22 protein-coding genes and 1 pseudogene are annotated in these 25312 nt (G+C 40.2%); 2 read left to right on the plus strand and 21 right to left on the minus strand.

Annotation, left to right across the window (positions count from 1 at the left end):
• Window positions 1-207: 207 nt before the first annotated feature.
• From P2G85_RS18715 to P2G85_RS18815, 21 genes and pseudogenes are all read right to left on the minus strand, one after another.
• Window positions 208-369, minus strand: coding sequence for a hypothetical protein (locus tag P2G85_RS18715; RefSeq protein WP_275865587.1), 162 nt, complete (start codon window positions 367-369; stop codon window positions 208-210).
• Window positions 359-2347, minus strand: coding sequence for a nucleoside-diphosphate sugar epimerase/dehydratase (locus P2G85_RS18720; protein ID WP_275865588.1), 1989 nt, complete (start codon window positions 2345-2347; stop codon window positions 359-361). Before P2G85_RS18720 ends, P2G85_RS18715 begins: the two co-directional genes overlap by 11 nt.
• A 280-nt stretch (window positions 2348-2627) precedes the next feature.
• Window positions 2628-3185, minus strand: coding sequence for a sugar transferase (locus P2G85_RS18725; protein ID WP_275865589.1), 558 nt, complete (start codon window positions 3183-3185; stop codon window positions 2628-2630).
• A gap of 6 nt (window positions 3186-3191) precedes the next feature.
• Window positions 3192-4139: an SDR family oxidoreductase gene (locus P2G85_RS18730; RefSeq protein WP_275865590.1), complete on the minus strand. Its 948-nt coding sequence runs from the start codon at window positions 4137-4139 to the stop codon at window positions 3192-3194.
• Window positions 4136-4876, minus strand: coding sequence for a glycosyltransferase family 2 protein (locus P2G85_RS18735; RefSeq protein ID WP_275865591.1), 741 nt, complete (start codon window positions 4874-4876; stop codon window positions 4136-4138). Before P2G85_RS18735 ends, P2G85_RS18730 begins: the two co-directional genes overlap by 4 nt.
• A 10-nt stretch (window positions 4877-4886) precedes the next feature.
• Window positions 4887-6071 (minus strand): mannose-6-phosphate isomerase, class I, encoded by a 1185-nt coding sequence (gene manA, locus P2G85_RS18740; RefSeq protein WP_275865592.1) that lies wholly within the window; start codon window positions 6069-6071, stop codon window positions 4887-4889.
• Window positions 6072-6169: 98 nt separating this feature from the next.
• On the minus strand, window positions 6170-7615 hold the full coding sequence (locus tag P2G85_RS18745; protein WP_275865593.1) for a phosphomannomutase: 1446 nt from the start codon (window positions 7613-7615) through the stop codon (window positions 6170-6172).
• 8 nt (window positions 7616-7623) lie between these two features.
• Entirely contained in the window at window positions 7624-8229 is a 606-nt protein-coding gene (locus tag P2G85_RS18750; protein WP_275865619.1) for a glycosyltransferase family 2 protein, read from the minus strand.
• An 89-nt stretch (window positions 8230-8318) separates the two neighbouring features.
• Complete coding sequence (locus P2G85_RS18755) at window positions 8319-9725, minus strand: mannose-1-phosphate guanylyltransferase/mannose-6-phosphate isomerase (protein WP_275865594.1); 1407 nt, start codon at window positions 9723-9725, stop codon at window positions 8319-8321.
• 18 nt (window positions 9726-9743) lie between these two features.
• Entirely contained in the window at window positions 9744-10202 is a 459-nt protein-coding gene (locus tag P2G85_RS18760) for a GDP-mannose mannosyl hydrolase (protein ID WP_275865595.1), read from the minus strand.
• Between the two features lie 5 nt (window positions 10203-10207).
• Window positions 10208-11134 (minus strand): GDP-L-fucose synthase, encoded by a 927-nt coding sequence (locus tag P2G85_RS18765; protein ID WP_275865620.1) that lies wholly within the window; start codon window positions 11132-11134, stop codon window positions 10208-10210.
• Window positions 11135-11183: 49 nt separating this feature from the next.
• Window positions 11184-12293 carry a GDP-mannose 4,6-dehydratase gene (gmd, locus tag P2G85_RS18770; RefSeq protein ID WP_275865596.1) on the minus strand — a complete coding sequence of 370 codons (1110 nt, stop codon included), beginning with the start codon at window positions 12291-12293 and terminating at the stop codon, window positions 11184-11186.
• 2 nt (window positions 12294-12295) lie between these two features.
• Window positions 12296-13543, minus strand: a complete 1248-nt coding sequence (locus P2G85_RS18775) for a glycosyltransferase (protein WP_275865597.1) — start codon at window positions 13541-13543, stop codon at window positions 12296-12298.
• A complete protein-coding gene (locus P2G85_RS18780) occupies window positions 13524-14579 on the minus strand; it encodes a glycosyltransferase (protein WP_275865598.1) in 1056 nt (351 codons plus the stop codon). The genes P2G85_RS18775 and P2G85_RS18780 overlap by 20 nt, the downstream gene beginning before the upstream one ends.
• The gene (locus tag P2G85_RS18785; protein WP_275865599.1) at window positions 14572-15528 is read right to left on the minus strand and encodes an acyltransferase family protein; all 957 of its coding nucleotides are present in this window, start codon (window positions 15526-15528) and stop codon (window positions 14572-14574) included. Before P2G85_RS18785 ends, P2G85_RS18780 begins: the two co-directional genes overlap by 8 nt.
• A complete protein-coding gene (locus P2G85_RS18790) occupies window positions 15513-16301 on the minus strand; it encodes a glycosyltransferase family 2 protein (protein ID WP_275865600.1) in 789 nt (262 codons plus the stop codon). The genes P2G85_RS18785 and P2G85_RS18790 overlap by 16 nt, the downstream gene beginning before the upstream one ends.
• A gap of 11 nt (window positions 16302-16312) precedes the next feature.
• Window positions 16313-17341, minus strand: a complete 1029-nt coding sequence (locus P2G85_RS18795) for an EpsG family protein (RefSeq protein ID WP_275865601.1) — start codon at window positions 17339-17341, stop codon at window positions 16313-16315.
• A 10-nt stretch (window positions 17342-17351) separates the two neighbouring features.
• On the minus strand, window positions 17352-18590 hold the full coding sequence (locus P2G85_RS18800) for a glycosyltransferase (RefSeq protein WP_275865602.1): 1239 nt from the start codon (window positions 18588-18590) through the stop codon (window positions 17352-17354).
• Window positions 18587-19483 carry a glycosyltransferase gene (locus tag P2G85_RS18805; protein WP_275865603.1) on the minus strand — a complete coding sequence of 299 codons (897 nt, stop codon included), beginning with the start codon at window positions 19481-19483 and terminating at the stop codon, window positions 18587-18589. The genes P2G85_RS18800 and P2G85_RS18805 overlap by 4 nt, the downstream gene beginning before the upstream one ends.
• A gap of 5 nt (window positions 19484-19488) precedes the next feature.
• The gene (locus tag P2G85_RS18810; protein WP_275865604.1) at window positions 19489-20787 is read right to left on the minus strand and encodes a flippase; all 1299 of its coding nucleotides are present in this window, start codon (window positions 20785-20787) and stop codon (window positions 19489-19491) included.
• Window positions 20788-20863: 76 nt separating this feature from the next.
• A pseudogene (locus P2G85_RS18815) lies at window positions 20864-21509 on the minus strand (ISAs1 family transposase).
• A 1236-nt stretch (window positions 21510-22745) separates the two neighbouring features.
• Here P2G85_RS18815 and P2G85_RS18820 point away from each other — a divergent pair.
• Both P2G85_RS18820 and wecA read left to right on the plus strand, forming a co-directional pair.
• A complete protein-coding gene (locus P2G85_RS18820; RefSeq protein WP_275865605.1) occupies window positions 22746-24071 on the plus strand; it encodes an MBL fold metallo-hydrolase in 1326 nt (441 codons plus the stop codon).
• A gap of 132 nt (window positions 24072-24203) precedes the next feature.
• Window positions 24204-25283 carry a UDP-N-acetylglucosamine--undecaprenyl-phosphate N-acetylglucosaminephosphotransferase gene (gene wecA, locus P2G85_RS18825; protein WP_275865606.1) on the plus strand — a complete coding sequence of 360 codons (1080 nt, stop codon included), beginning with the start codon at window positions 24204-24206 and terminating at the stop codon, window positions 25281-25283.
• Window positions 25284-25312 lie beyond the last annotated feature (29 nt).

The raw sequence follows: 25312 nt of genomic DNA on the forward strand, positions 1-25312 counted from the left end.
AATACTGATCGTCAAATCGATCCATAAGTCATTGCATTTTTTATGACATCACTGTAGAAATGAGTAAAAGTAGGCTCTCACTTAGGCCTTATTCCACAAGAGTTTTTCATGATCTTGCCCTGTCAGAGATAGCCTTCATGGTAAGTGATTATTTTTTAGTAATAAAGATCACAAGAATCCATTATCAATAGGCAGGACACTAGGCTTTTAAGCATCAAGCTTAGATTGCTTCTTTTCTTCTTCCTCCGCTTCAACTTGCTGCTGAAGCTTTTGGTAGTCCGTTTCACCTAGGCGATCTTCACGGCGGAAAACCATACACGATTTCGTCGATAAAGATGTCTTAAAATAGTCAGATGCATCAAGCTTCATTAACACTGCTTTGCTTAGGGTCAAAAGCATAAAGCTGCGCCATTCGAGAGCTTTGCTTCCATACTAAATCTTCAATACCATCAACGGGATTAAACCCTGTTGGCGCGTCTAACAATAAACGGCGAATGGTTTCATGTTGGAAGTTATGACAGGCAACATCAAGTTTGGCAATAAGCGTCTCATACTCACTCAGCGGTAAGTGGCTTTCTTGCGCGGTCATGATACGCGAATGCGCAGTTTCAGAGACGTTTTCATCACCGATCAATAGCTCTTCATACAGCTTTTCTCCCGGTCTTAAACCAGTGAAAATAATTTCGATGTCACCATGTGGATTCTGTTCGTCTTTCACTTCAAGACCAGATAGGTAAACCAAATTTCTCGCCAAATCGACGATTTTAACTGGCTTTCCCATGTCTAAAACAAACACATCGCCACCTTTACCCATTGCCCCGGCTTGGATCACAAGCTGCGCGGCCTCTGGGATGGTCATAAAGTAGCGTGTGATGTCTTTGTGCGTTACCGTGATTGGCTCTCGGTTAGCAATTTGTTTTTTGAATACCGGAATTACCGAGCCTGATGAGCCCAGTACATTACCAAAACGCACCATGCAAAAACGCGTGCCTAAATTAGGGTTGCTTGCACGGATCCGATTTTGTTGTTCTGCTAACGCCTGCAAGCCAAGTTCGGCCATGCGCTTGGTCGTCCCCATCACATTGGTCGGACGAACGGCCTTATCGGTTGAGATGAGGACAAAGTTTTTTACACCCGCATCAATTGCAGCTTGCGCGGTGTAATAAGTACCAAACACATTATTACGTACGCCTTCAACGACATTGTATTCGACTAATGGAACGTGTTTGTAGGCGGCGGCATGATAAACCGTATCCACTTCAAATGCTTTCATCGTGGTTTCAAGGCGGTTTTGACGCTGAACCGACCCCATTAAGGGTACGACTTCCACATTTAAGCCCTTCTCTTTAATGATGGTCTTCAGTTCTCTGTGTATCTGGTACAACGCAAACTCTGACAACTCAAACAACACTAACAATTTTGGCGAGTAATCCAATATTTGACGACACAACTCAGAACCAATAGAGCCCCCTGCGCCTGTCACCATCACGACTTGATTCTTGATGTTAGCTTCCATCAAGACTTGTTGAGGCTGTACGGGATCTCGACCAAGCAAGTCACCAATAGAAACTTCCTTCAGCTCATCAATTTTTGCCTTACCGGTTAAGATATCTTGCATATCAGGGACGGTTTGCACCTCTACCGGAAGTATGGAGATCTTATCTAGGACCTCCTTACGGCGCTTATTTGACGCACTAGGGATGGCAAGCAAGATCTTTTTCACCTCGTACTTCTTAATTGTCTTCATCGCATTATCGGCGGTATAGACACGAAGCCCCATCAACGTTGTATTCTGTAGTGTTTTATCTTCATCCACAAAACCCACGACTCGGTAAGTCTGTGATTGACGCAAAGCAAATAACAGCTCTCGGCCCGCACTGCCTGCACCAAAAATAAGCACCGGCTCCCCAGCTTTATGTACTGACTGAGCAACTAAGCTTCTCACCAATAAACGGCTGCTACCCACACCAATCGCCAGAAACGCAGCGTAAATAAAAGGAATCGAGCGCGGCAGTTGGGCATCAAAGGCAAACGCAAAACCGGCGACACAAAAAGCAGAAAGACATGTGCCGATACCAACTACAGCGAGTACGTGAAAACCGAGATAGCGCAATACTGCTCGGTATAAGCCACATGCGATAAATACAGCCAGTGTGCATGCAATCGTTGCATGCAATACGTAATAGCTGCTCACATCTGGAAGTGGACGGAATTCACCAACTCGAGACCAATACGCCAACATAAAAGCGGCGTTGATAATTAAAAAATCGATCCCGATACTAATAAAACGCTTTTGATAGCGGGGTAAAGACCAAATGACGTTAAGTTTGGAATTGTTATCAATCATGACGGTAATAAGCCTTATAACCCCAACAGTATTGATAAAAGTTTTATTGGTACGTTAGGGTTGTTTATGTAATAGTCAGAACAAAGATTGTACAACTAGATGAGTAACAGAGAAAGTATTATGAATACGTTTGACTAGCCGTGATACAGCTTAATTAAAACATCCTAGACACAAAAATACGAAACCATGGTTTAACCAAGAGATGGTTAGTCCACTTAACCTCAAGATGAAGGAGGGCACGGAAAATTCATGAACATCCCCGTCAATTCAATAAAGGCTATTAGCTTCGTCCCTTTACTGCATCACCCGAACCACTACCGGTTGCAGTCATGATGATATACTTGAAGTAGTCTTTGACTGTCAGCGTATCAATCATCTGCTTATCCGTTTTTGCAAGCAGCTCTGGTGTCGACATGTCGATATTTTGCACCTGAGCCAAGCCCGTAATCCCGGGCAATACATCATAAACACCTTGTGCATCGCGCTCTTTGATCAACTCTTCTTGATTAAATAAATTTGGCCTTGGTCCCACCAAGCTCATTTCACCTTTTAACACATTAATAAGCTGAGGCAGTTCATCAATCTTTGTCTTGCGCAGAAAGCCACCTAACTTAGTAATAGAGGCATTATTGGCTAGATGGCTAGCAACGGACTTAGTTTCAACGGACATAGTGCGAAACTTAATCAGCTTAAACGGTTTTTTATTGCGTCCCACTCGCTCTTGAACAAAGATTGGCGATCCCGTATCAAATAGACCAATCACTGAAACTATTAATAAAACTGGCCACAAAAACAACAGGCCAAACAGTGCTACAAAAAAATCAAGTAATCGAATCATTGTTTATTACTTCTTATGTGAATTGACTAATGCTAATGCGGCTTCTCTAAAGCCATCTTCAAGCTTTTGAGGCGGCGTCCAATCTAACGTTTGTTTTGTATGGGTAATATCCACTTGAAGAGAGCCTAGTAGCCTGTCGATTACATCAGTCTTACCCAATACCTTGCCAGCTAGTCGGAATACACTCTGAGGAACCGGGATTTGAAACCTACCCTTATTAAGTGAAGCTGCCATATACTCGACCATTTCTGATGTTGAAATATCCTTGTCATCTGAAACTAAAAACACTTGGTTGGCTGCTTTTGGGTGGTCGACACAGGTCACAATCAGATCAACAAGATTAGCCACTGAAACCAAACTACGTTTGTTGTCCGCTATTCGCTTGAACGGCAGTGGAATACCTTTATTGACAAGGCTCATCAATGAAGCAAAGTTCGCTTTCACTCCAGCCCCATAAACCAACGTCGGACGTATGATCACAAGCTCTAAACCCGTCTCTTCTGCCAACTTTTGCAGCTCTACTTCCGCTTCAGATTTCGATTGGCCATAATCATCCTCAAATGCGTGAGGATCATATCCAGTAAAGGGCTTACCAACCTGAGTACTTTCACCATTTACTTTGATTGAGCTGATAAAGATAAAGCGCTTAACTCCAGCCTCAACAGCTTGCCTGGCAAGCGTTATTGTTCCGGCTGTGTTGACTTCGCGATAAGCTTCTAAAGGGTTCTCAACCGAGTCATCCATTATGTGAACACGAGCGGCACAATGAATAACGGTTTCACACTCAACAAGGGCACTTGAAAAGTCAGCCGAACCGTTGATATCAATCTGTTGAAAACGGTAATTTGAAGAAAACTTAGGTGCACCTCTATCTAGAAGAGATAAGGGGTGATCACCCAAGCGCTTGATAAGATGACTACCTAAAAAGCCATTTGAACCAGTAATAAGTATCATGTGAATACTAACCCTAACAGTTTCTCGGGGTATTTACTCATCACAGACAGCCATGTGCAAGATAGACCATTTTGTTTACAAGAGCTGATAATCTCTTTGTTTAGAGTAATATTTGCTGAAATACCCGAGGTACTGACTCCCCCCTCGCGCATTTTTACCACTTCTTTGTTTAGATAGTGAAACGATATATTCGGTAATGAAAATGCTCTAACCAAATAATCAAAATCAGCAGCAATTTTATAATCTAGAGAGTATTTACCCACCTGAGAAATGACTTCTTTTCTCAAGTAACAAGACGGGTGAGCCGGCATAAAGCCCCTTGAGAACTTGGCTTTATGAAACCCTTTTGATGAGTAATGGCGAGTTTTCTTGGTTAATGTCTCATCATAAAAGCCAATATCAGCAAATACGCCATCACAGTTATGAGCCGATGAAACTATCTCACTAATTGTAGCTGAGCCTGAAAACACATCATCCGAGTTCAAAATACCAACAAGATCACCAGTGGCTAATTCGATGCCTTTATTCATCGCATCATAAAGCCCCTTATCTTTCTCTGAGACAATGACATCAATAGAGCCTGCGTATTCCTGGACGATGTCCATCGTGCCATCAGATGACAGGCCATCTATGACAATATATTCTATTTCTTCATGTGTTTGATTCAACACGGATTCTATCGTGTCTCTTATAGTTTGTTCCGAATTATAACAAACTGTAATTATTGAAACTTTCATACTTACCTTACTAATAAGCTCTTGCTAATGAGCCTTGGCCCGAAACAGTATATTGCTCTGTGATTGCAGGAAGGATCGCTGACTCGCCTTTTTGCAGTACTTTACTGTCAGTGCGAGTCGATATGGTTACACTGTCAGATAAACAAAGCAGAACCTCAGCAGAAGACATTGATATGCTCAACTCGCCTTGAGGGTTGAGCACATCAAAATTAAAATCATCCACAGGTGTGAGATAAACATGGTGAGAGTCTTTACTCAACGGCTCCAAGACCAACTGTTCAAATTCAATTGGTTGAAAGCTGGTATTACTGACAAGTTCCTCGACATCGATATGCTTGGGGGTCAAACCTGCTCTGAGAACATTGTCTGAGTTTGCCATAACCTCGATACCCAGACCGTTGATGTAAGCATGAGGTGTCTCCGCATACAAAAACATTGCCTCTCCCGGTTGAAGCTCAATAATGTTTAAAAACAGTGGAGAGAATAGACCAATATCTTCAGGGTAAAGTTTTTGGATACGACGAATAAGACTCAGAGCTTCAGTAACGCTAGTATTGTCATCGACCGATTCTACCGAAGTAAGCAACTCTTGGATCGCTTGCTTTTTCGCATCGCCCTCTAAAGCCAGCAATGAAGAGAAAAAGCCAGCCAGCGTTGCTGAGTTTGGCACTTGCTTAAAAGGAGCGAACAATTGTTTGATTGACGCAACATTCACGGTATCAAAGTTCGCAATTATCTGATCAAACGTCCTAAAACCATTCATCGCAAGGTAAGGCGTGATCGCATAAACCAACTCAGGTTTATGATTGGCATCTTTATAGTTACGGTGCGCTGCATCTAAAGGGATGCCTTGTTTGTTTTCTTCTGCATAACCTTGCTCGGCGGCCCCTTTCGATGGGTGAACCTGAATAGACAAAGGCTCTTCCGCCGCAAGGATCTTCATAAGAAAGGGCAAAGAAACATCCTTTTGCTCTGCTTTCTTGCCCAACCAGTATTCAGGGCTAGCTGAAATAGCCTCACATAGGCTGTAATCCGTCCCGTTTACAGTAATAGTTGAGCTTGCACTGGGATGCGCCCCCATCCAAACTTCGGCTTGATGATCATTAGATGGGTTAGCGATATTGAAGTAGCGGCTGATCGCATCACGACTTCCCCAAGCAAAGTTCTTTATCGGATTATTTAACAGGTAAATCATAAAAATACTTCCTCAGAAATATTTTCTTAGACAATACTATATCGGGGCAGTAGCACTGCCCTGATATGAGTGTGACTAGATAGAGAATGAATTTGAAATTACGAAGCGACTAGCAGCTCGCGAGGGTCCAATGTTTGAACCAGAGTTAATACTTGGTTAACTAAACGGATTGCCTCCTCTTCACTGCTGGATTCTGCATAGCAACGAAGCTCTGGCGCATTTCCCGAAGGGCGCAGGTGAACGATTGAATGATTAGATAATTGCAATCTCAAGCCATCGGTATTATCCGTATTGCTCACTTGAATGCCCTCAAAACCGAGCATTCCCAAGAGTTCCTCTTGGTTGTCTCGACCAAATGCCAACAGAGCTAAACTCTTTTCAGTGGCAAAGTTCTGGATGCGGTCACTACTTGTAAAACGCTGTGGCAAACTCGCAACCAAGCTTTCAATACTTGAATCCTTGGCTAGAGAAAGCAGCATAAGTGCTGGTAACACAGCATCACGGGTGGGTAGCGCTTCCAAGATTTTACCATTAACCTCGATGTCACTGCCCAGCAGATATCCCCCGTTCGCTTCAAAGCCAGCAACCCCTTGATGATGCATAGCCAACTCGGCAAACTCTGCTATCACATAAGGTGAACCAATACGGGTTTTCGACACTTTACTGAACTCAGGTGATTCGGCAATAATCGTATTACAGCTAACCGGAATCGCTAGGGCATCAACGCCAAGCGCCTTCGAGCATAGCAGGCCTAGAATATCACCTCGTAACCACTCGCCATTTTCATCGGCGACAAGTGGGCGATCGCCATCCCCATCGGTTGAGAAAATAAAATCCAAATTGTAAGCATCAGACCACGCTCTCGCCTTCGCTTTATCTTCTTCAGATACCGCTTCGGTATCGATAGGAACAAACTCATCAGTCCGCTCCAGAGACAGCACGTCGGCGCCCAGCGCAGCAAAAAGGCCAACATATAAATCTCGACCTGCACTAGAGTGCTCATAAATACCAATGCGTTTGCCTGCTAATAAATCGGCATCAAAAAGCTTAGTGTAGCGCTCGACATACTGCTGACTGCCTCGTGGAGAGGACTCCAGTTCTGGTAAAGTCTTTGGCATTTCAAACTCAATGTCAGCAGTCAAGATGGCTTGCTCGTCAGCTTTGGTGATTTCACCATCAGGTCGGTAAAACTTAATGCCGTTTCGGTCAAACGGAATGTGACTCCCCGTAATCATAATGCAGGGCATGGCATCTTGCATGGCTGTATAGGCTAAAGCTGGCGTAGGTATAACGCCATAATAAACAGCCTTTAATCCCATGGTTTCAATAGCAGCTATCGTTGCCTGCGCCATCGCCGGACTGCTAGGACGATTGTCAATCGCAACCGCAACCGCATGAAAATCAAAACGTCCTTTAAGACCTGAAATAAACGCATGAGCAAAAGCTGCGCAGACTTCTGGCGTAAACTGCTCAACAAGTCCGCGTGCGCCACTGGTACCGAACTGGATGCCAGACTGGACTATCACCGTATTGGTAAGTAACATGAATTCCCTCATAAAAATTGTGGCATTTTAGAAACATTCTTCATTAAGACGGCCGTCGGCCAAAACAGACGGTTGTTTTTCAAGGCTTGAATGTCTTCCTTTGTTTTTTCAATAACGTTCTTTAGGCTACGGTAACTCGCCCCGCCAACACGCATCTTAGTAACCACTTTTGGTAAATAACTCGCCGACACATCATTGCTCAACAAATATCGTAAAATGGAGTCATAATCCGCTGCGATTTTCAGGTTGAGGTCGAACATACCAAGCGGTTGATACAACGATCTTTTCATGAAGAAAGTCGGATGTGGAGGCATCCAACCCGCAAGTATTTTCTTTTTATTAAATGCGCCCGACGTCCACTTACGAATCACTTTGGCCGTGTCTTCTTTTGATACATACTCTAGGTCAGAGTAGACCGCATCGGGATAAACGAATAAATCATCAAAGTGCAGAAAACCGATGATGTCACCAGTAGAGGGTCGAGTACCTTTATTCAATGCATCATAAATGCCCTGATCCGGTTCAGAGATTATTGTGGAAACTCTCGAACAATGATCTTTAATGACAGTGACTGTATTATCTGTAGATCCACCATCAACAATGATGCATTCAATGTCATCGTACGTTTATTGATTAAGTGATTGGAGCGTATCTATGACCGTTTTACTACTATTGTAAGTTTCAGTAATAATGGAAACTTTCACTAATATCCTGCCCCATAATCTTCTAGGCGAACCACGTCGTCCTCTGACAGGTAAGAACCTGATCGAACTTCAATGAGTTCTAACGGGATCTGTCCGGGGTTTTCAATAGAGTGAGGTGCCCCGATAGGGATATAAGTAGACTCATTTTCAGAAAGCAGATAACTCTTCTCTCCATTAATCACTTTCGCGGTCCCTTTTACGACGACCCAATGCTCAGCACGGTGATAATGCATTTGTGTCGCGGTGCACTCACCCGGTTTGACCATGACATGTTTGACATGAAAACGATCGCCCTCAGCTATTTCATCATGGGTCCCCCAAGGCCGATATACTTCACGATGTTGCAAGAACTCGTAACGATCAGCCTCTTTTAGCTGCCCGACAATTCCTTTCACATCCTGAACTTTATCTTTATGTGCAACTAAGACCGCATCTTTTGTCTCGACGACTACTAAATCTTCCACACCTACAGTCGCGACCAATTTATTCTGGGAGTAAACATAACTGTTGGATGTATTTTCAATCAGCACATCACCTCTCAGCGCATTCCCCGATGCATCTTTATTGCTGACTTCCCAAAGCGCAGACCAGGAACCGACATCGCTCCAGTTCGCATCCATTGGTACTACGACCGCTTTGTCCGTTTTCTCCATAACGGCATAATCAACAGAATCATCAGGACAAGCCATAAAGGCCTCTGTGTCTAAGCGCACAAAATCGAGGTCATTAGTCGCCAGATTAAATGCATTTCGGCAAGCCGCCAGCATTTTGGGATTAAAGCGCTCTAGCTCAGCCAGATACTGCGATGCTTTGAACAAAAACATTCCGCTGTTCCAGTAAAACTCTCCACTAGAGACATATTCCTCAGCGGTGAGAAGCTCTGGTTTTTCAACGAAGGCATTAACTGCATACACCTCTTCAGCAATCGCGTTACCTCGGCGGATGTAACCATAACCCGTTTCAGGATGCGTAGGCACTATGCCAAAGGTTACGAGTCTTCCTTTTTCTGCTTCAGAATAGGCACGTTGAATAGATTGAAGAAAAGCATCGGTATCTTGAATCACATGATCGGCCGCTAAAACCAGGAGCAGTGGATCGTCACCGTGTTCAATGGCTTTCAAAGCCGCTAAAGCAATGGCTGGGGCGGTATTGCGCCCGACAGGCTCAAGCACAATACCACTGCTGCTGATGTCTGCTTTGCGCAGCTGCTCTGCAACAATGAAGCGATGATCTTCGTTACAGATAAATAATGGTGATTGATGCTCAATGCCATCCAGTCTGTTGACCGTTTCTTGCAACATGGTGGCGTTGGAAGTAAGAGCCAAAAATTGCTTTGGATACAGCGTGCGGGATAATGGCCATAACCGACTGCCTGAACCGCCTGCCATGATCACAGGTAGAAGCATAATTCGTTTTCCTATTTATTATTTTTGAAGGAAGTACAACTTGGTGTGATGATGAACGTCATCAGAATCGAGCAAATGGGCCACGTCGAACCATTGATAGTGACCATGTTGCTCGTTGGGCAACTGACTTAGCTGCACGTCCAAGGAAATGCGATATCCCAGCACCACATAATGAGTGCTAAAATCATCGCCTGAAAAATTGTCGATATAAAAATGTTCGAAAGGACCGATAAGTTTTGCCTCGGTCAGTTGTAACTCAACCCCTAACTCTTCCTTAGTCAAACGGGTAAATGCCTGCGCCATCGTTTCATCTTTGCGAATCCGACCACCAGGCACAAACCAATACCCTTGCGCAGGCCGATTCAAGCGCTGCCCGAGCAGCACTTGGCCTTGAGTATTTTCCACGATAAGATCGATTGAAATGAGAGGAGTGTGAGCAACAACGGTTTTAAACATCTGCTTATCTAACCGTTGCATTGTTCTTATTTCCTAAAGCTATCTTGATTGGCTAAAAACCATTGATAGGTATGAGTTAAACCCTCTTCCAAGCTCGCTTGATAGCGCCAGCCCAAATCAGCTAATCGACTGACATCCATCAGCTTACGCGGCGTACCGTCAGGCTTAGTGCTATCAAAGACAATCTCACCGTCAAAACCCACTACGCGTGCCATGGTTTCGGCCATCTCGCGAATCGTACAATCAACACCGGTGCCAACATTGATGTGTGACAGCATAGGTTCCGTGTTCGCTTGATACGTTTCCTTGTCCAGTTCCATGACGTGAACAGACGCAGCTGCCATGTCATCAACAAACAGAAATTCACGCATCGGAGTACCTGTTCCCCACACCACCACGTCCTTATCACCGCGCAGTTTAGCTTCATGGAAGCGACGCATAAGTGCGGGAATGACGTGAGAATTATCGGGATGGAAATTATCGTTTTCACCATAAAGGTTGGTTGGCATCACACTGCGATAATCTCGACCGTATTGACGATTATAAGATTCACAAAGTTTGATCCCGGCGATCTTCGCGATAGCATAAGGTTCATTAGTCGCTTCCAACGTCCCAGTAAGCAGTGCCGATTCCATCATTGGCTGCTCAGCTAATTTGGGATAAATGCAGGAAGAGCCCAAAAATAGCAAGTGCTGAACCCCAGACTGATGTGCAGCATGAATGATGTTACATTCCATGACTAAGTTCTCATAAATGAACTCAGCAGGATAAGTGTTGTTCGCATGAATGCCGCCAACTTTTGCCGCCGCCAAATACACTTCATCGATATCATTGTTAGCAAAAAAGTCCGATACTGCTTTTTGATCAAGTAAATCTAACTCACTACGGTCCTGAGCAACTAGCTCAATATCTTCTCGAACAGACAACTGCCGAACAATTGCTGAACCGACCATTCCTTTATGGCCGGCGATAAATACACGTTTTTTTGTCACAGTATCAACCTTAATTCTCTAGAGAAATAGCCACATCGAAACCGTGCTCTTTCAAAAGTGCATGTTGCTTGGCTTTACTTATATCCGCTTGGACCATTTCAGCGCACATATCTTCAACCGTGATTTCTGGTACCCAGCCTAATTTCTCTTTAGCTTTAGTCGGATCGCCTAGTAGCGTCTCTACTTCTGCTGGGCGGAAGAACTTAGGATTAACGCGCACAATTACATCGCCGACCTGAACAGCGGGCGCTTTATCATTATCGACAGCAACAACGGTTGCGATTTCTTCAATGCCTTCTCCTGAAAACTCAAGGGTAATACCCGCTTCCTTTGCAGACATACGAACAAACTCGCGAACTGAGATTTGCTTGCCCGTTGCAATAACAAAATCATCCGCGACATCTTGCTGAAGCATCATCCACTGCATTCGCACGTAATCTTTCGCATGGCCCCAATCACGAAGAGCATCCATATTACCCAGTTGAAGGCAAGACTCCAGACCCTGAGAGATATTGGCAATAGAGCGGGTAATTTTTCGTGTTACGAATGTTTCGCCGCGACGTGGTGATTCATGGTTAAACAAAATACCGTTACATGCATACATGCCGTAAGACTCACGATAGTTAACCGTAATCCAATACGCATACATCTTAGCTACAGCGTAAGGGGAACGCGGGTGGAATGGTGTAGTTTCTCGCTGAGGAATTTCCTGTACTTCACCGTAAAGCTCAGAGGTAGACGCTTGGTAAAAACGTGTCTTCTTTTCAAGCCCGTTAATACGAATCGCCTCTAGAAGACGAATGGTGCCCATAGCATCGACATCAGCAGCGTATTCTGGAGACTCAAACGAAACGGCAACATGAGACATTGCGCCTAAGTTATAAATCTCATCCGGTTGGATCTCTTTAACTAAACGAATCAAGTTCGAAGAATCAGTCAAATCACCGTAATGAAGGTGAATTTTGTCGCTACTTTCAATCGCACTATCGATGCGCTCAGTATTAAAGGAAGAAGCCCTACGAATAATGCCGTGAACTTCATAACCTTTCTCTACAAGAAATTCAGCAAGATAAGAGCCATCTTGACCCGTAATACCAGTTATAAGTGCTTTTCTTAACATATCTACTTAATCCTGTCTTTATAAAAAGTTGACCAATTATCTTTAACGACAACATTTGCAAAATTCTTGCGAACGATTTCTTTACCATTAGATCCGAGCTCATTTAAAAACCGAGACTCTAAGTTAATAGTCCGAACGATTGTTTGAGAAAGTTGCTCAATATCAAACTGTGGTACCGTATACCCAGAGAAACCATCAACAACAAAGTCAACGAGTCCCGTTTTCTCAAAGCCAATAACTGGGGTGCTACATGCTAAGCTTTCTGCTGCAACTTGGCTAAATGACTCTGATCTTGAGGGAACAATAGTTATATCAGCGGCAGAATAAAGCTTTGCGAGTGTAGATTTCTCGACGATTTTACCCATGTTAATTAACTCAAAAGAACCTATTTTTGTTTTCAATTCGGAGGGAGTACCAAAAGAAACCAATATCACTTTCCTATTAATCTGCTTGAGATTAATCAACTCTAAAGCAGATTCTAACAAATCATTTCCTTTTAGATATGAAGCTTTACCAAAAGCCCCGAATAAAATAATAAACCTATCACTTGGCAAGCCCAACTGTTTCCTAGTAAAACTTTTATTATATGCATCGAATATATCAGTATCAATTGCATTAGGTAAGCAATAACATTTTGAACTTTTCAAAAGTAAGCTATCCTTTACTTTCGATAATAAATACTTTGAAGGAGTTGTCACATATACATTTGGCCTATCAAACAAATATTTAATTCCAAGTTTATTTCTGTAAACATAACAATCCAAATCCAATAAATCCTTCCATTGATCAGATGAGTAGCCAGAAATATATCTAGTATCATTTATAATACAGTGTTCACCACCAGCAAGTAACCAATCGTCATGAAGAGTGAAAATAAAATTTGACTTAGGTTTAGATAATATTAGTTGTTCTATCTTTGATATAGAAATGGTTTCATTATTTAACCAATTAAAATGAACCACATCATATTTTTTACCAATTAATTCTTTAAAGACATGTGATGAACTGAATATATTAATAGAATACTTTATTTTCCGATTTTTACTGAAAGAAAAAATATAAGCTATTAATCTCAAAATAAAGTGAATTGTCTTTTGTGACAGATTTGGTCCAACTGCTTTACCTGAACCAAGTTTCTCAGCTACGATAAAATCAACGTCGTGCTCTTCGCTCAGCAGATCCACCAGATTAGAAACAGCTGCTGCAGCACCACCTCTGGAATCAGAAAAGTTAACTACTGCGATTTTCATATAAGGCCTCAAAATAACAATTGACTTGATTTTCATCCTTCAATTGCAAATCATACTTAGCTACATTTTCTATTAGCTTTTTGTACATATTATTATCAATGGAGCTTACAAGCTCCATTAATTTATCTTCATCATAAGGGTCAAAAACAAAACCATTTTCAGAATTTTCTATTATATCTAAACAACCACAACGATCCGATAACAAAACTGGTGTTGAGTAATAGAGAGATTCTTCTACAACCAATCCCCATGTTTCTGACACGCTAGGTAAAATCAAAAAGTTATTATTAGCAAAGTACTCTTTCAATAATTCATTACTAATTGAACCTACGAAACTAATATTACTATTTGACCTATTTTTTAAGTTAACATATTCTTCACCAGCTCCAACAATGGTCAGAGAGTGTTCAGACAGCGAATTAAATACATTTATAAGAGTATTTAGATTCTTTTCCTCACATAATCTACCGACAAATAAAAACCTTCTCTCATATTCGTTCTTTTTTAACATAGAGCCAATTGGTTTATTAATAACCCCAACACCTCCAGTAATAATAATGCGACCTTGGAAACGCAATGCAATCGCTAATTTTTTGTGCGGTTCTCCGGATGCGAATATGGTTGATACTCTAGAGACTAAATATCTTTTTATAGCACCACTAATCCCGGACACTTTTGATTCAAAAATTGTTGATTCAAGTGCTAAAGATGAATTTTCTTTTTTATTTAAAGCAATTGCTAACCAAAACTCAGGTTGATCCCAACCACTTACAATTATTTTTTTAAAAGTAACCTTTCTAATTAAATCAACTAGATTTAAACAGGATTTAATCTTGTTTCTTTCTTGAAAACTACCATTTGACAAGGTGAAATATTCAAATGTAATACCATTCAACTTACTAAAATCGGAAGATCTTTTTTCTGATGTGTCAGAGGATAAAAAAATGACACATACTTTCATTTTCTCGTTTAGTTTATTGTAAAGGTTAACCTTATAAAATACTGGTAAATGAGTTATGATCAGTAGGTCAAACATATTTAAAAATCCTAACTTTTGGCCAAGTTCGCTTTAAAATAATTAAAGTAAAAAGCAAGGCAAATGACAAAGAAAAAGAAAATAAAAAATTATTTATTCCTAATGAGACATTCACAAAATAAGCGATATTATTTGTATACACATGAAAAACAAACAATAACATTGTATTATCTGAGATAAGGCTTGTGATTTTATTTTCTTGACAATATATTTTTGAAAAGAAAATTAACATGAACGAAAAGAAAGATATGACATAAAGCAGCCAAAATAAGTCTATTTCATATTTTATATTTGCAACATCAACGCTAAAATTATCATCATAACATAAAATAGAAATCATAAGAAAAATCAACATCAATGCCAAATTTAAGTTAAATTTCCCATCTATTGAAGCGTATATTCTTCTAATATAAAATCCTATCACTAGCCATATCAATGTCGTTAATGAAACTCCTATACCAAAAGGAATATTATTATCACTTATGCCTACAAAAAATAATCCAATTGCGATAGATATTACTATAAGAAAGTTTTCTATATATCTAAGTAATATCCATAACAGTATTGAAGAAAAAAATAACGATGGTAGAAACCACAATGCAAACGCATATGTGCCTGAAAGGGATTCCTGATTCATATCAAAGAAAATTGCTTTACTTACCTCAAAAAACTGTAATGGTGGTCTATTAAGTATAAAGCGTTTCAAGCCCTCAACTGCCACAGCGATGAATGAAAAAATATAGTAAGGCATGATCAATCGCTGGAACTTTTTTTTTACAAATTCGATTAATGACAAGTTGTATTTAAATAAAAACCCAGCGACCAAGAAAAAAAATGGCATGTGCCAACTATAAATAAAATTATTATATGGATTATTTATATGTCCAAGCACGACAGCCAATATCGAGATAGTTTTAATACTATTTATCGCATCTATTTTATTCTGCATTTTAGATTCTTTATTCTGTGCTTAACCAATATCCAGAAATTAATTATACTTAGTACTAAAGGTGGAGCGACTTTGTGCATGCGTTTGATTTTGTCATATTCTTGATATATTTCATATTCTCTACCATTTCCCAAACCATCTGCTCGCCAGTTTGCTAAAACAACGTTACTAATTTTTAAATTAGGAAAATCTGAATACGCTCTCAATAAATGTTCATAATCCATACAGTATTTATTATTTATATCAAATAGTCCATACTTTTCAAAATAACGCTTGTGAGACAGTAAACCTTGATGTGGAACAGACATCTTTAATAGCAGACTCCGCTTATTAAAGCTAACTCGTGACTTTGAAACATAAATAGAACGACCAGATTCAGATATTCTATTGATGCGACAACTGACAAGTGTATCAAAATCACGATCTACATCTCGCATTGCACTTTCGAGAGATAATCTATCGCAAAACCCATCCCCATCTCCTTGAAAGTTTATATAATCACCTCTAGCTAACTTAACACCTTTATTAAATGCATCACTTATGCCTGAATCTTTTTCACTAACAATATGAGAGATATTACTTTGATACTTTCTTATAATCTCTAGTGTTCCATCGGTGCTTCCACCATCAATTACGATCAACTCCAAGTTCGAGTATGATTGATTTATGATAGATAGTATCGTATTTTCCAAAAATCTCTCGCCATTGTAAACAGCTATTATTATACTGACTAATGGATATTCTGATTCTTTTCTATTTATTTTTTCTGACAAAATAATATACTCTAAAGGTAGTTGTTAATAAAGAAACTAAAGTCTGGATCTGAAAACATTAACTGGATTACATACAAAATTGCTACTATAGCAACAACCAATATATAGCCTATCTGTAAAAACCTAAGATACTTACAAACGCACATAAAAATATATGGCAAAAAAATAAATGCAAAATTTGAAAACCTACCAATCAGCGCTTCGTAAGGCATTGAGAAAATAAAAACCAGGAAGAAAACAGTAATCGTAACATAGAGTCGATAACCAATAACATTAACCCATCTATAACAAGAGAGAACGTATGCTATATTCACAAATATTACGAATAAAAATATAGAGCCAAATGTATAGTTAGCAGACATACCAGATAAAAATCCAAGTCTGGACTGAAATTCAGGCGTAAATGATAATATTTTTATAAGAACAGTAAAATAAAGAGGAGATAGAGCGACCAAAACAAATAGTAGTAATTGTTTTTTTACTATTGATTTATCATAAAACCCTAAATATTTCTCCACAGAAAACGTTACTATGAAAAAAGGAATTACAAGTGTATGAATTGAAGATGCAAATACGGTTATAAGTAATGAACGTCGTAAACCACAAAACAAATAACCATAAATAAATAATATTATCGCAAATTGCTGCCTTATAAGTTGAGTTCCAACCAGTATATTTAATGGAAATAGAACGCACAAAGCAGCAATTAAATATCCAAAATCCGAATTATCACGCCTTAACTTTGTTAATAAAATGCAAAATAAAATGTTCTTTGGCAAAGTCACAAGGAATAGATAAGTTTGTGGTGTAATATCACCAAAATTTTTATAGATAAAATAGTTGAATAGTTGAAAAACAACTTCTCTATCCAAGACTAAGCCACGCGATAGTTCTAAATATGATGCATAGTATCGGATTAAATCATCTGAATCTGTTTGGAACACATTTCTCGTACTACCAATGTAACTAGCAAGTACTGATATAATTAAAACAAAAAAAACGTCAATATATTTTTTTTTAATCAATACGTTTTTTATCACTGTTAACTTCTTATTGTAATTGGTTAAAAACTTTTAAGTAACTTTGTGTTACAACGTCTTGTGACCACAACTTGACTGCTCTCTTTCTTGCATTCAACTTCAATTGTGGATTATCCTCTCCCGTACACCATTCAATTCCACATGCTAGATCTTTAACATCAAACACTTTTGCTAAATAGCCCGTCATTCCATGTGAAACTACATCTTTTAGACCCGTCGTATCAAAAGCAACAACTGGAACTCCACACGATTGTGCTTCAGATGCCGTTTGACCAAATGCTTCTAACCGCGAAGGTACCACCATCACATCTAATGTATTGTAAAACAGAGAGAGAGTAATATCGTCGTTCAAATGACCAATAAACTCCACAGGTAAACCGATATCTGGCATTACTCTTGGTTTTGATTGACCGAATACGACGCACCGATAATCGCCTTTGTGCTCGATACTCTTTAATGCATCTTTAAGCAAGTCAAAACCTTTTCTGAGATCAGTTCCCCCTCCTAAAGCACCAAAACCAATAATTTTTTTATTATCATCGATATTAAAAATAGAGCGAGAAAAATCTTTGCATAAAGGCCTATAAAGGTTAGTGTCGAGCGCATTAGGAATTGTGAAAACTTTTGAGTTTCCAAACAATTCGCTTTCAGCAGCACATTGCGTTAACCAATCACTTGGGGTAACAATTGTCATATCGTTCCCCCAGTATTTCCGTTTTCTATTCCAAATAGATTTATTCAAATCAAACTTATTGCTAAAACTTTGATTAAAATTAGATATTTTTCCTCTTTTATATATAATGTCGTGTTCTCTATAATTATCTACATAGTGTTCTCCACCGCAAAATGCCCACATATCATGCAGTGTCATAACTATTGGCTTTTGAATTTTTGCTATCTGCTTGATCGATAGCGCATTATGGTTGCACCAATGTAGATTAGTAATTTCTGCGCTAGACTCGTTAATCTTAGATAATAGATTGCTACCAAAAAAATTTGCAGAATGTAGGACTGGATTATCTGTTTTATGAAAACTGACAATCTTTTTCTCTATTAGATTGCAGAGAATATTACTGAAAATTTCTTGTTTGCTTAGAGCACAGTGAACAGAATTGAGATCGCTAAACTTTCTCACCACTAGCATTTCACTTTCTACTAAGGCACTATTTAAAAAGGCTTTATGAAGTCTAAAAGACGCTCGCGCAGCTCCTCCGGCAGTATCTGACTGCGCAACTATATCAACTTTCAAAATAACCTCCTAATTTTATTATATATTCTTCTAATCAGTGACTGTTTACTCTTTTTATAGAAGTTTATTATTTTGGTTTTGGCTAAATCATTTTCTTTTGACTGAACTATCAATGGTTCATATTTTTCATTAACTTCTACATCGTATGTGTTTTCATTAAGGCTATTTTCTCCCGAACCATCATGACCAATATTACTCACATATGAAACTGCTGGATTTAAACAAAGTCCATTATTATCAAAAATCGTTGCATACCAAAAAACTGCCCATGTATTTATTTTTCCATCATAATTTGCTTTTACTTGAGCCCAAAAATTACTATTACCATCCAGATTAAACTTTTTTATTTTATTTGAGTCCCAATTCGAAACCAGATACTCAGGATTCTTATTAAAGCTTGACCACCTATCTGACCAAGTAGCCCAACCCCAACAATTCATCGTTTGCCACAAAAATGACCCTTGTAACCCTTTAGTATCAATAGGGTAATTCCAACCACTGATATGCCAAACATTTCCTTTATCCTCATATTTATTTAAGGCTTCATTCATATATGTCAAAAAGTACTTTGAAGTTACAATATCATCCTCGACAATAATTGCCTTTCCATGCTTTTGAATTACTTCAGACACTCCTTCAATAATGTTTCTCGCTAAACCATAGTTTTCATTTCTTATAATAATCTCAACTGATTCAAATCCTTTAACATTTGCAATTAATTCTTGAACTTCTCTAACTTTCAGTTCATCAGTATTATCTTTTGCTCCGTCAGCGTAAATATAGAGTTTAGTTTCTTTTGCTTGATGATTCTCTTTCAGTGCAAGTAATGTTTTTTCTGTATGTTCGGGACGACCATACACAAACATTATTACTGGAGCTTTTTTATTAGACAAAATTATCACCTTATCAAAAATAGACTTTTTATTTGAAGATTAAATATTCTTCTGTCCAAAATTAAATTAAGTAAGACCGCAGAAATTGCTTGCGATAATATCGATGAATATGCAGCACCGATAATCCCAAACTTTGGTATGAGGAAAAGGTTAGCAACAATACATACAATCGCACCAACAAATGTTTTATATAAACTTAATATAGGCTTCCTTTCATTCAGAATCCATAAGCTTTGTGCAACACCTAAATTTATAAAAACATTACTAAAGACGGATATAGAAAGCACCTTTGCTCCATCTATATAAGCCGAACCAAAAAGGAGTTGAATAATTTGTTCAGAAAACATGAAGATTGTTACGCTAACTACCCAACCAATTAAAGAGTATAAAGTAAACACATTCCTAAGTATCTCCATGTATTTACTTTCATTTTCACTCTTTGCTCTTGCTATCATCGGAGCAATACTTGTAGACAAAACCATCGGTATCACCGTCCACAATGTTGCTAAAGGTATTACTGCTGCAAATACTCCTAGTTTCTCATCGCCTAAAATACTCTTGATCATTAACTGATCAATTCTCATATATATTAGTATCGATATACTACTTAAAATAAAAGGCCATGATTCTGAAATAATATCTTTTGCCACAGACATTGAAAAAAACCAATTTTTCCCAGTCGGGAATTTTTTATATGAGATATATAGTCCTACAGCAGAAAGAAATGATTCTAAAGAAACTATAAAAGCGAAAGTTTTTATATCTGCATTTGACTTTATACATAAAACTTTAATTGCCGCTGCGATAATATAAGCTGTTAACTTAGCCGCTATAGTCCTTTTACTTTGGCTTTGACTTTGAAACCACAAATCCACTGTATCCGCTGACTGAAAAACTAATATACCACCAGCTAATAAAAACACTGAGAAATATTTACTTTCAAACCCGTATATAGTTCCAATCGAGATAGCAGCGATCAGGTAGCAGGTGATTCCTGATACAAGCCTTAATCGGTATGATGTGCCTAATATGCTAGAAGCGGTTCCTTGATTGCTAGCTATGTTTCTGACAATAATTCCATCCATTCCCAAAAGTGCTAGCACTTGAAAAAATGATAGCATTGCTAACACATATGCTAGAATACCGTATTCAGCTGGACCTAAATACCTAGCTACCCAGGCACCAACTAATAACCCAATTACCAATCGAACAAATTTGTCTGAAACCAACCATAGTGAATTTTTTACTGCGGAAAGTACATCTGAATTTTTTTTAAATTTATTAATAATATTGCTAGGTTTCATATAATGTACGTTAAGTATATGTGGTTAAATTTTGCTAAGACTCGTAACCACGGAAAAATCATGAACATCCCCGTCATTAGAGGCTCGCCAGAACCTTCAAAAGGTAGTCAGAATCCATCGCACACATCGCTCTTTTGTGCTAAATACTCGCTTTAAAAGTCGTTTCACTCTTCAGCATGTTCAAACATATCTGTCTGATCCTTGCAAAGTTCTCTGCTCTTTCTTCTGCTCGTTTTCGGCAAGTATCTTCACCAAATGTCGTATCTCAGGACCAATGCTCATTCCATTTGTGTAGGATAAGCGTTCACCACGTGAATCGTTCCTCTACTCTTAGAGCTATCGTAAGAGCAACGTAATGTCTTTTCCATCAATAGCAATGACTTCACCGTCCGTCAGCGGATGGTAGTCTTTTATTCAAGCTATAAAGCTTCTTTGCAACGCCGATGGATTAATTATCCCCATTACACGAGACAAGGTATCGGCTGAGGGAATACCTGCATTAAAGTCACCGTTCTGTTTCAAGAAATCAAGACGAGTATTCCCGATGTCAATAATGCCATCCCAGCTATCATGGCCCGACAAAACATCACATATTGTCAGTAAAGTAATGTCTGATAATTTATGTTCGGGCCTTCTTAGCGATAGTCTTTAATGATCTGGAAATGCATAAATCGGTTGTTAACACGCTCATATTTAGGCTCCTGAATTGCTATAGAAACCATTACAAAACAACAAAAAGAGCTATAAGAGAATCTTTAGTTTCATGAGGTTACACTAAAAAATGAGATTAACGTCCTGCTAGAGAATTAATCACTGCGACTTCTTAGTCCTTACATATCAACGACCTTCATGCGGTTTCCCTGGGCCCTAGAACTGAGTAGTCCGTCAACCCTTTAAACAAGGGCATTTTCATGAATTTTCATTATTTAATCTCAGACATTCACGCCAACCCGAGACACTTTTTAGCCATTTTGAGACAGTCTATTGCACCTATCTCATTGTAATACATTGTTTTTGCCGTTTTTCCTTAACCCGCCCCAATAGGCTTTTTTTTTCCACAAGAGTTTTTCATGATCTTGCCCTGTACCTCATCAAAGATGAGGGCGGATTAAGTAAGTGTTTATATTTAAATGGTTGTCTTGTGCAGCTTTATTAAGATGAAATAACGAGAATAAAGCTAAGACTGTTAGGCTGGTAAACGTTTAGATATTAACTAGTTTGCTCTCTTAATGGAGCTTCTAGCCAGTTTCACAAACATTTAGGTTTGATAGGAATCATGAATGGTTTTATAGCCTTTTCCTACGCCTAACCAACGACTAAATAGAAAGCTATGACAGCTTTGAGTCCGTCCCTCTGACGACAGAGACGTTTTTGTGTTTTTGTGTCTTTGTGTCTTTGTGTCTTTGTGTCTTTGTGTCTTTGTAGTAAGTATGTTGCCAGATAGCCTTCACGCGCCTGTTTTTCATTATTTTTTAACATCAGTTGCTATTCGTTGCGCTACGCTCTTTATCTGTTTTGGCACGCTACCGCCCTTAGGTCTGGCTCCTAAAGGCAAACATTTTTGTTGTCACTCACTAAGCACACAATTGTATAGCAAACACATTGCAAACAGAAGTCACAAAATTACAAAAAACGTGCGCTATATCGACAATCTTTTGTTAGAAAATGCATTTTCTGTAATTTAATTACTGACCAAAGACTCATTATGTGACTTTGGTGCCATAGCAAGCTACGTGCAAGATTGCACAAAGTAAAGCTTGATCACAAGTAGTTGTAACCATTAGTGATAAAAAACATGATGAATATCTAACTCTCTCTCACTTTCGTTATTTATCGATCATTGCGCCTTCTCTTCTGTCGCTATCATCGGCATGTTTCAACCATGCGGGAGGCGCAGCATTACACTGCCCACTGATGTAACCCAACTGCTACTAAACCGTTAAATCACAAGGCGCACGATGAACGTACTTCACCATGGCGGCAAAAATACCGTTACCGGCTCTTGTCATGAGCTGCAACTGAGCGGGGGCAGCATTTTAATCGACTGCGGATTATTGCAGGGTGCAGATGTGCAGGTCGGGCACCACACCTCATCACTTGCTATCGATTTCCCCATTGAGCCGATCCGCGCCGTGGTGCTGACCCATGCTCATATTGATCACATCGGCCGGCTGCCCTGGTTGTTGGCGGCCGGGTATCAGGGGCCGATTTATTGCACCCATGCCACCGCTCAGCTGGTGCCTTTAATGCTGGAAGACGGGCTAAAGCTCCAGTTGGGGCTTAACCGTCAGCAACGCCAAAGAGTATTAAACCAAATCAGAAAGTTGCTGATGGGGTGCGATTACGACGTGTGGCAAACCATCAACACGCTGGCTGATGTCCGTTTCCAGCCCGCCGGGCATATTTTGGGTTCAGCCTATCTGGAGTTCAGACTCCCAAATGGTGAGGTGGTGGTGTTTTCCGGTGATTTAGGCGCTTCAGATACGCCGCTGCTGCCTGATCCGGCTCCTCCGCAACGTGCCGATTACCTGTTTCTGGAATCCACTTATGGTGATAAATGCCACGAAGATGTCGCTGCGCGTAGCCAGCGGTTAATGGCTGTCATTGATCATGCGCTTTCTGATGGTGGGGTAATTATGATCCCGGCCTTTAGCGTCGGCCGGACGCAAGAGCTGTTGTTTGATATCGAGCATTTAATTCATCAACAATCGCTGGATGGCAAACTGCCGATTATTCTGGACTCACCACTGGCTAACCAGATAACCAAGAGCTACCGCCAGTTTAAACAGTTGTGGGCCAGTGAAGCCAAGCTCCGGCTTGAAAGCCAACGTCACCCACTCGCATTTGAGCAGTGTATTACCATAAAAAGTCATCATGCGCATCAGCGCTTGGTTAACCGGCTGGCCAGCACCGATGAGTCTGCGATCGTCGTGGCGGCATCTGGGATGTGCGAAGGGGGAAGGATCGTTAACTATCTAAAGGCGTTACTGCCGGACAGGCGCAATGATGTGTTATTTGCCGGCTATCAGGCTCAGGGGACATTGGGAAGGCGATTGCAGGAGGGAGAAGCAAGCGTTGAGATTAACGGTCAGAAAATCGACGTCAATGCTCAGGTGCATACGATGTCAGGTTACTCGGCCCACGCCGATCAGGCCGGCTTAATCCGCTTTGTTGAGGGCATTCAGCCATTACCTAAAGAAGTTCACCTGATCCATGGGGAAGCAAAGGCCAAAAGAAAAATCTATCGCCAGATCAGTAACCTTGGGTGCAATACTTTGCTATGATGGCGAGAAAAACCCTCACACCTTAACAATTATCTATATTGCCCCTATTAGGATCGCCTCTTTTTGCTTGAGATAGAATCAATGTCCGTTAGAATAGACAGCGTAAAACTATAATCGTCCGTTGGTCACATTATGTTTCTTGAGCTTATTTTTATCTTTTTTTCTTCTTTTGCAACCCTATTTCTCATGCGCAAAGTGGCGAGAAATATCGGGTTGGTAGACAAACCCAATGAGCGCAAACTTCACGTAGGTGCTGTACCTCTGATTGGCGGGATCTCAATCTGTATTGTGCTGGTGCAGTACCTTACATTCAAACCAGACGTCATTGAGTTCAGTTGGTTGTACGTATGCTCTATCGTCATCCTGACACTCGTTGGTGCCATTGACGATAAAATAGATTTGAGTTTCAAAATACGCATGGGTATTCAGGCGGTGTTATCTTTGGTGATGATCAAGATTGCCGGAATTGAACTCCACAGCCTGGGTAACATGTTCGGTTTTGGTGAGATGTATCTCGGCTGGCCAGGGATCGTAATCACAATTCTTGCGGTGATCGGTGCGATTAATGCCTTTAATATGGTGGATGGTATCGACGGCCTGTTAGGTGGACTCTCTATTGTAACCTTTGGCGCGCTTGCCTACCTGCTCCGAGTGGACTCGCAACATGGCCTGGCATATCTGTGTGTGGTGATCATCGTGGCGATGCTGCCTTACATCTTTATGAACCTGGGGATTTTAGGCAGAGCGAGAAAGGTCTTTATGGGTGACGCAGGCAGTATGCTTATAGGCTTCACCGTAATTTGGCTGCTGTTAGGCGTCAGCCAGTCGGAAGCGAAACCTCTCATGCGCCCGGTAACGGCGTTGTGGCTCATCGCCGTACCGCTCATGGATATGGCCGCGATCATGATTCGTCGGGTTCGCCGCGGGGTCTCTCCGTTTAAACCTGATCGCGAGCACCTGCACCATATCTTCCAGCGTATCGGTTTAAGCTCCAAGCAAACGCTCGTGGCCATTTGTACCATTGCGGCACTTTATGCGGCTTTCGGCATTTACGGAGAAATGACGGAAATACCAGAGCCCGTGATGTTCTATACCTTTATCGGATGTTTTATTATCTACTCGATCATGCTTGCGTATGTATGGAAGATTACGAGCTTCATTCGCACCAAACTAAATAAAAGCAATGACATTCAACGCTCAAGAATATCTTAGTTATAGTTAGTAAATGATCACCATAATAA

Origin of the sequence: Vibrio sp. CAU 1672 (assembly GCF_029223195.1) — a bacterium.
In the GTDB taxonomy this organism is placed as follows: Bacteria; Pseudomonadota; Gammaproteobacteria; order Enterobacterales; family Vibrionaceae; genus Vibrio.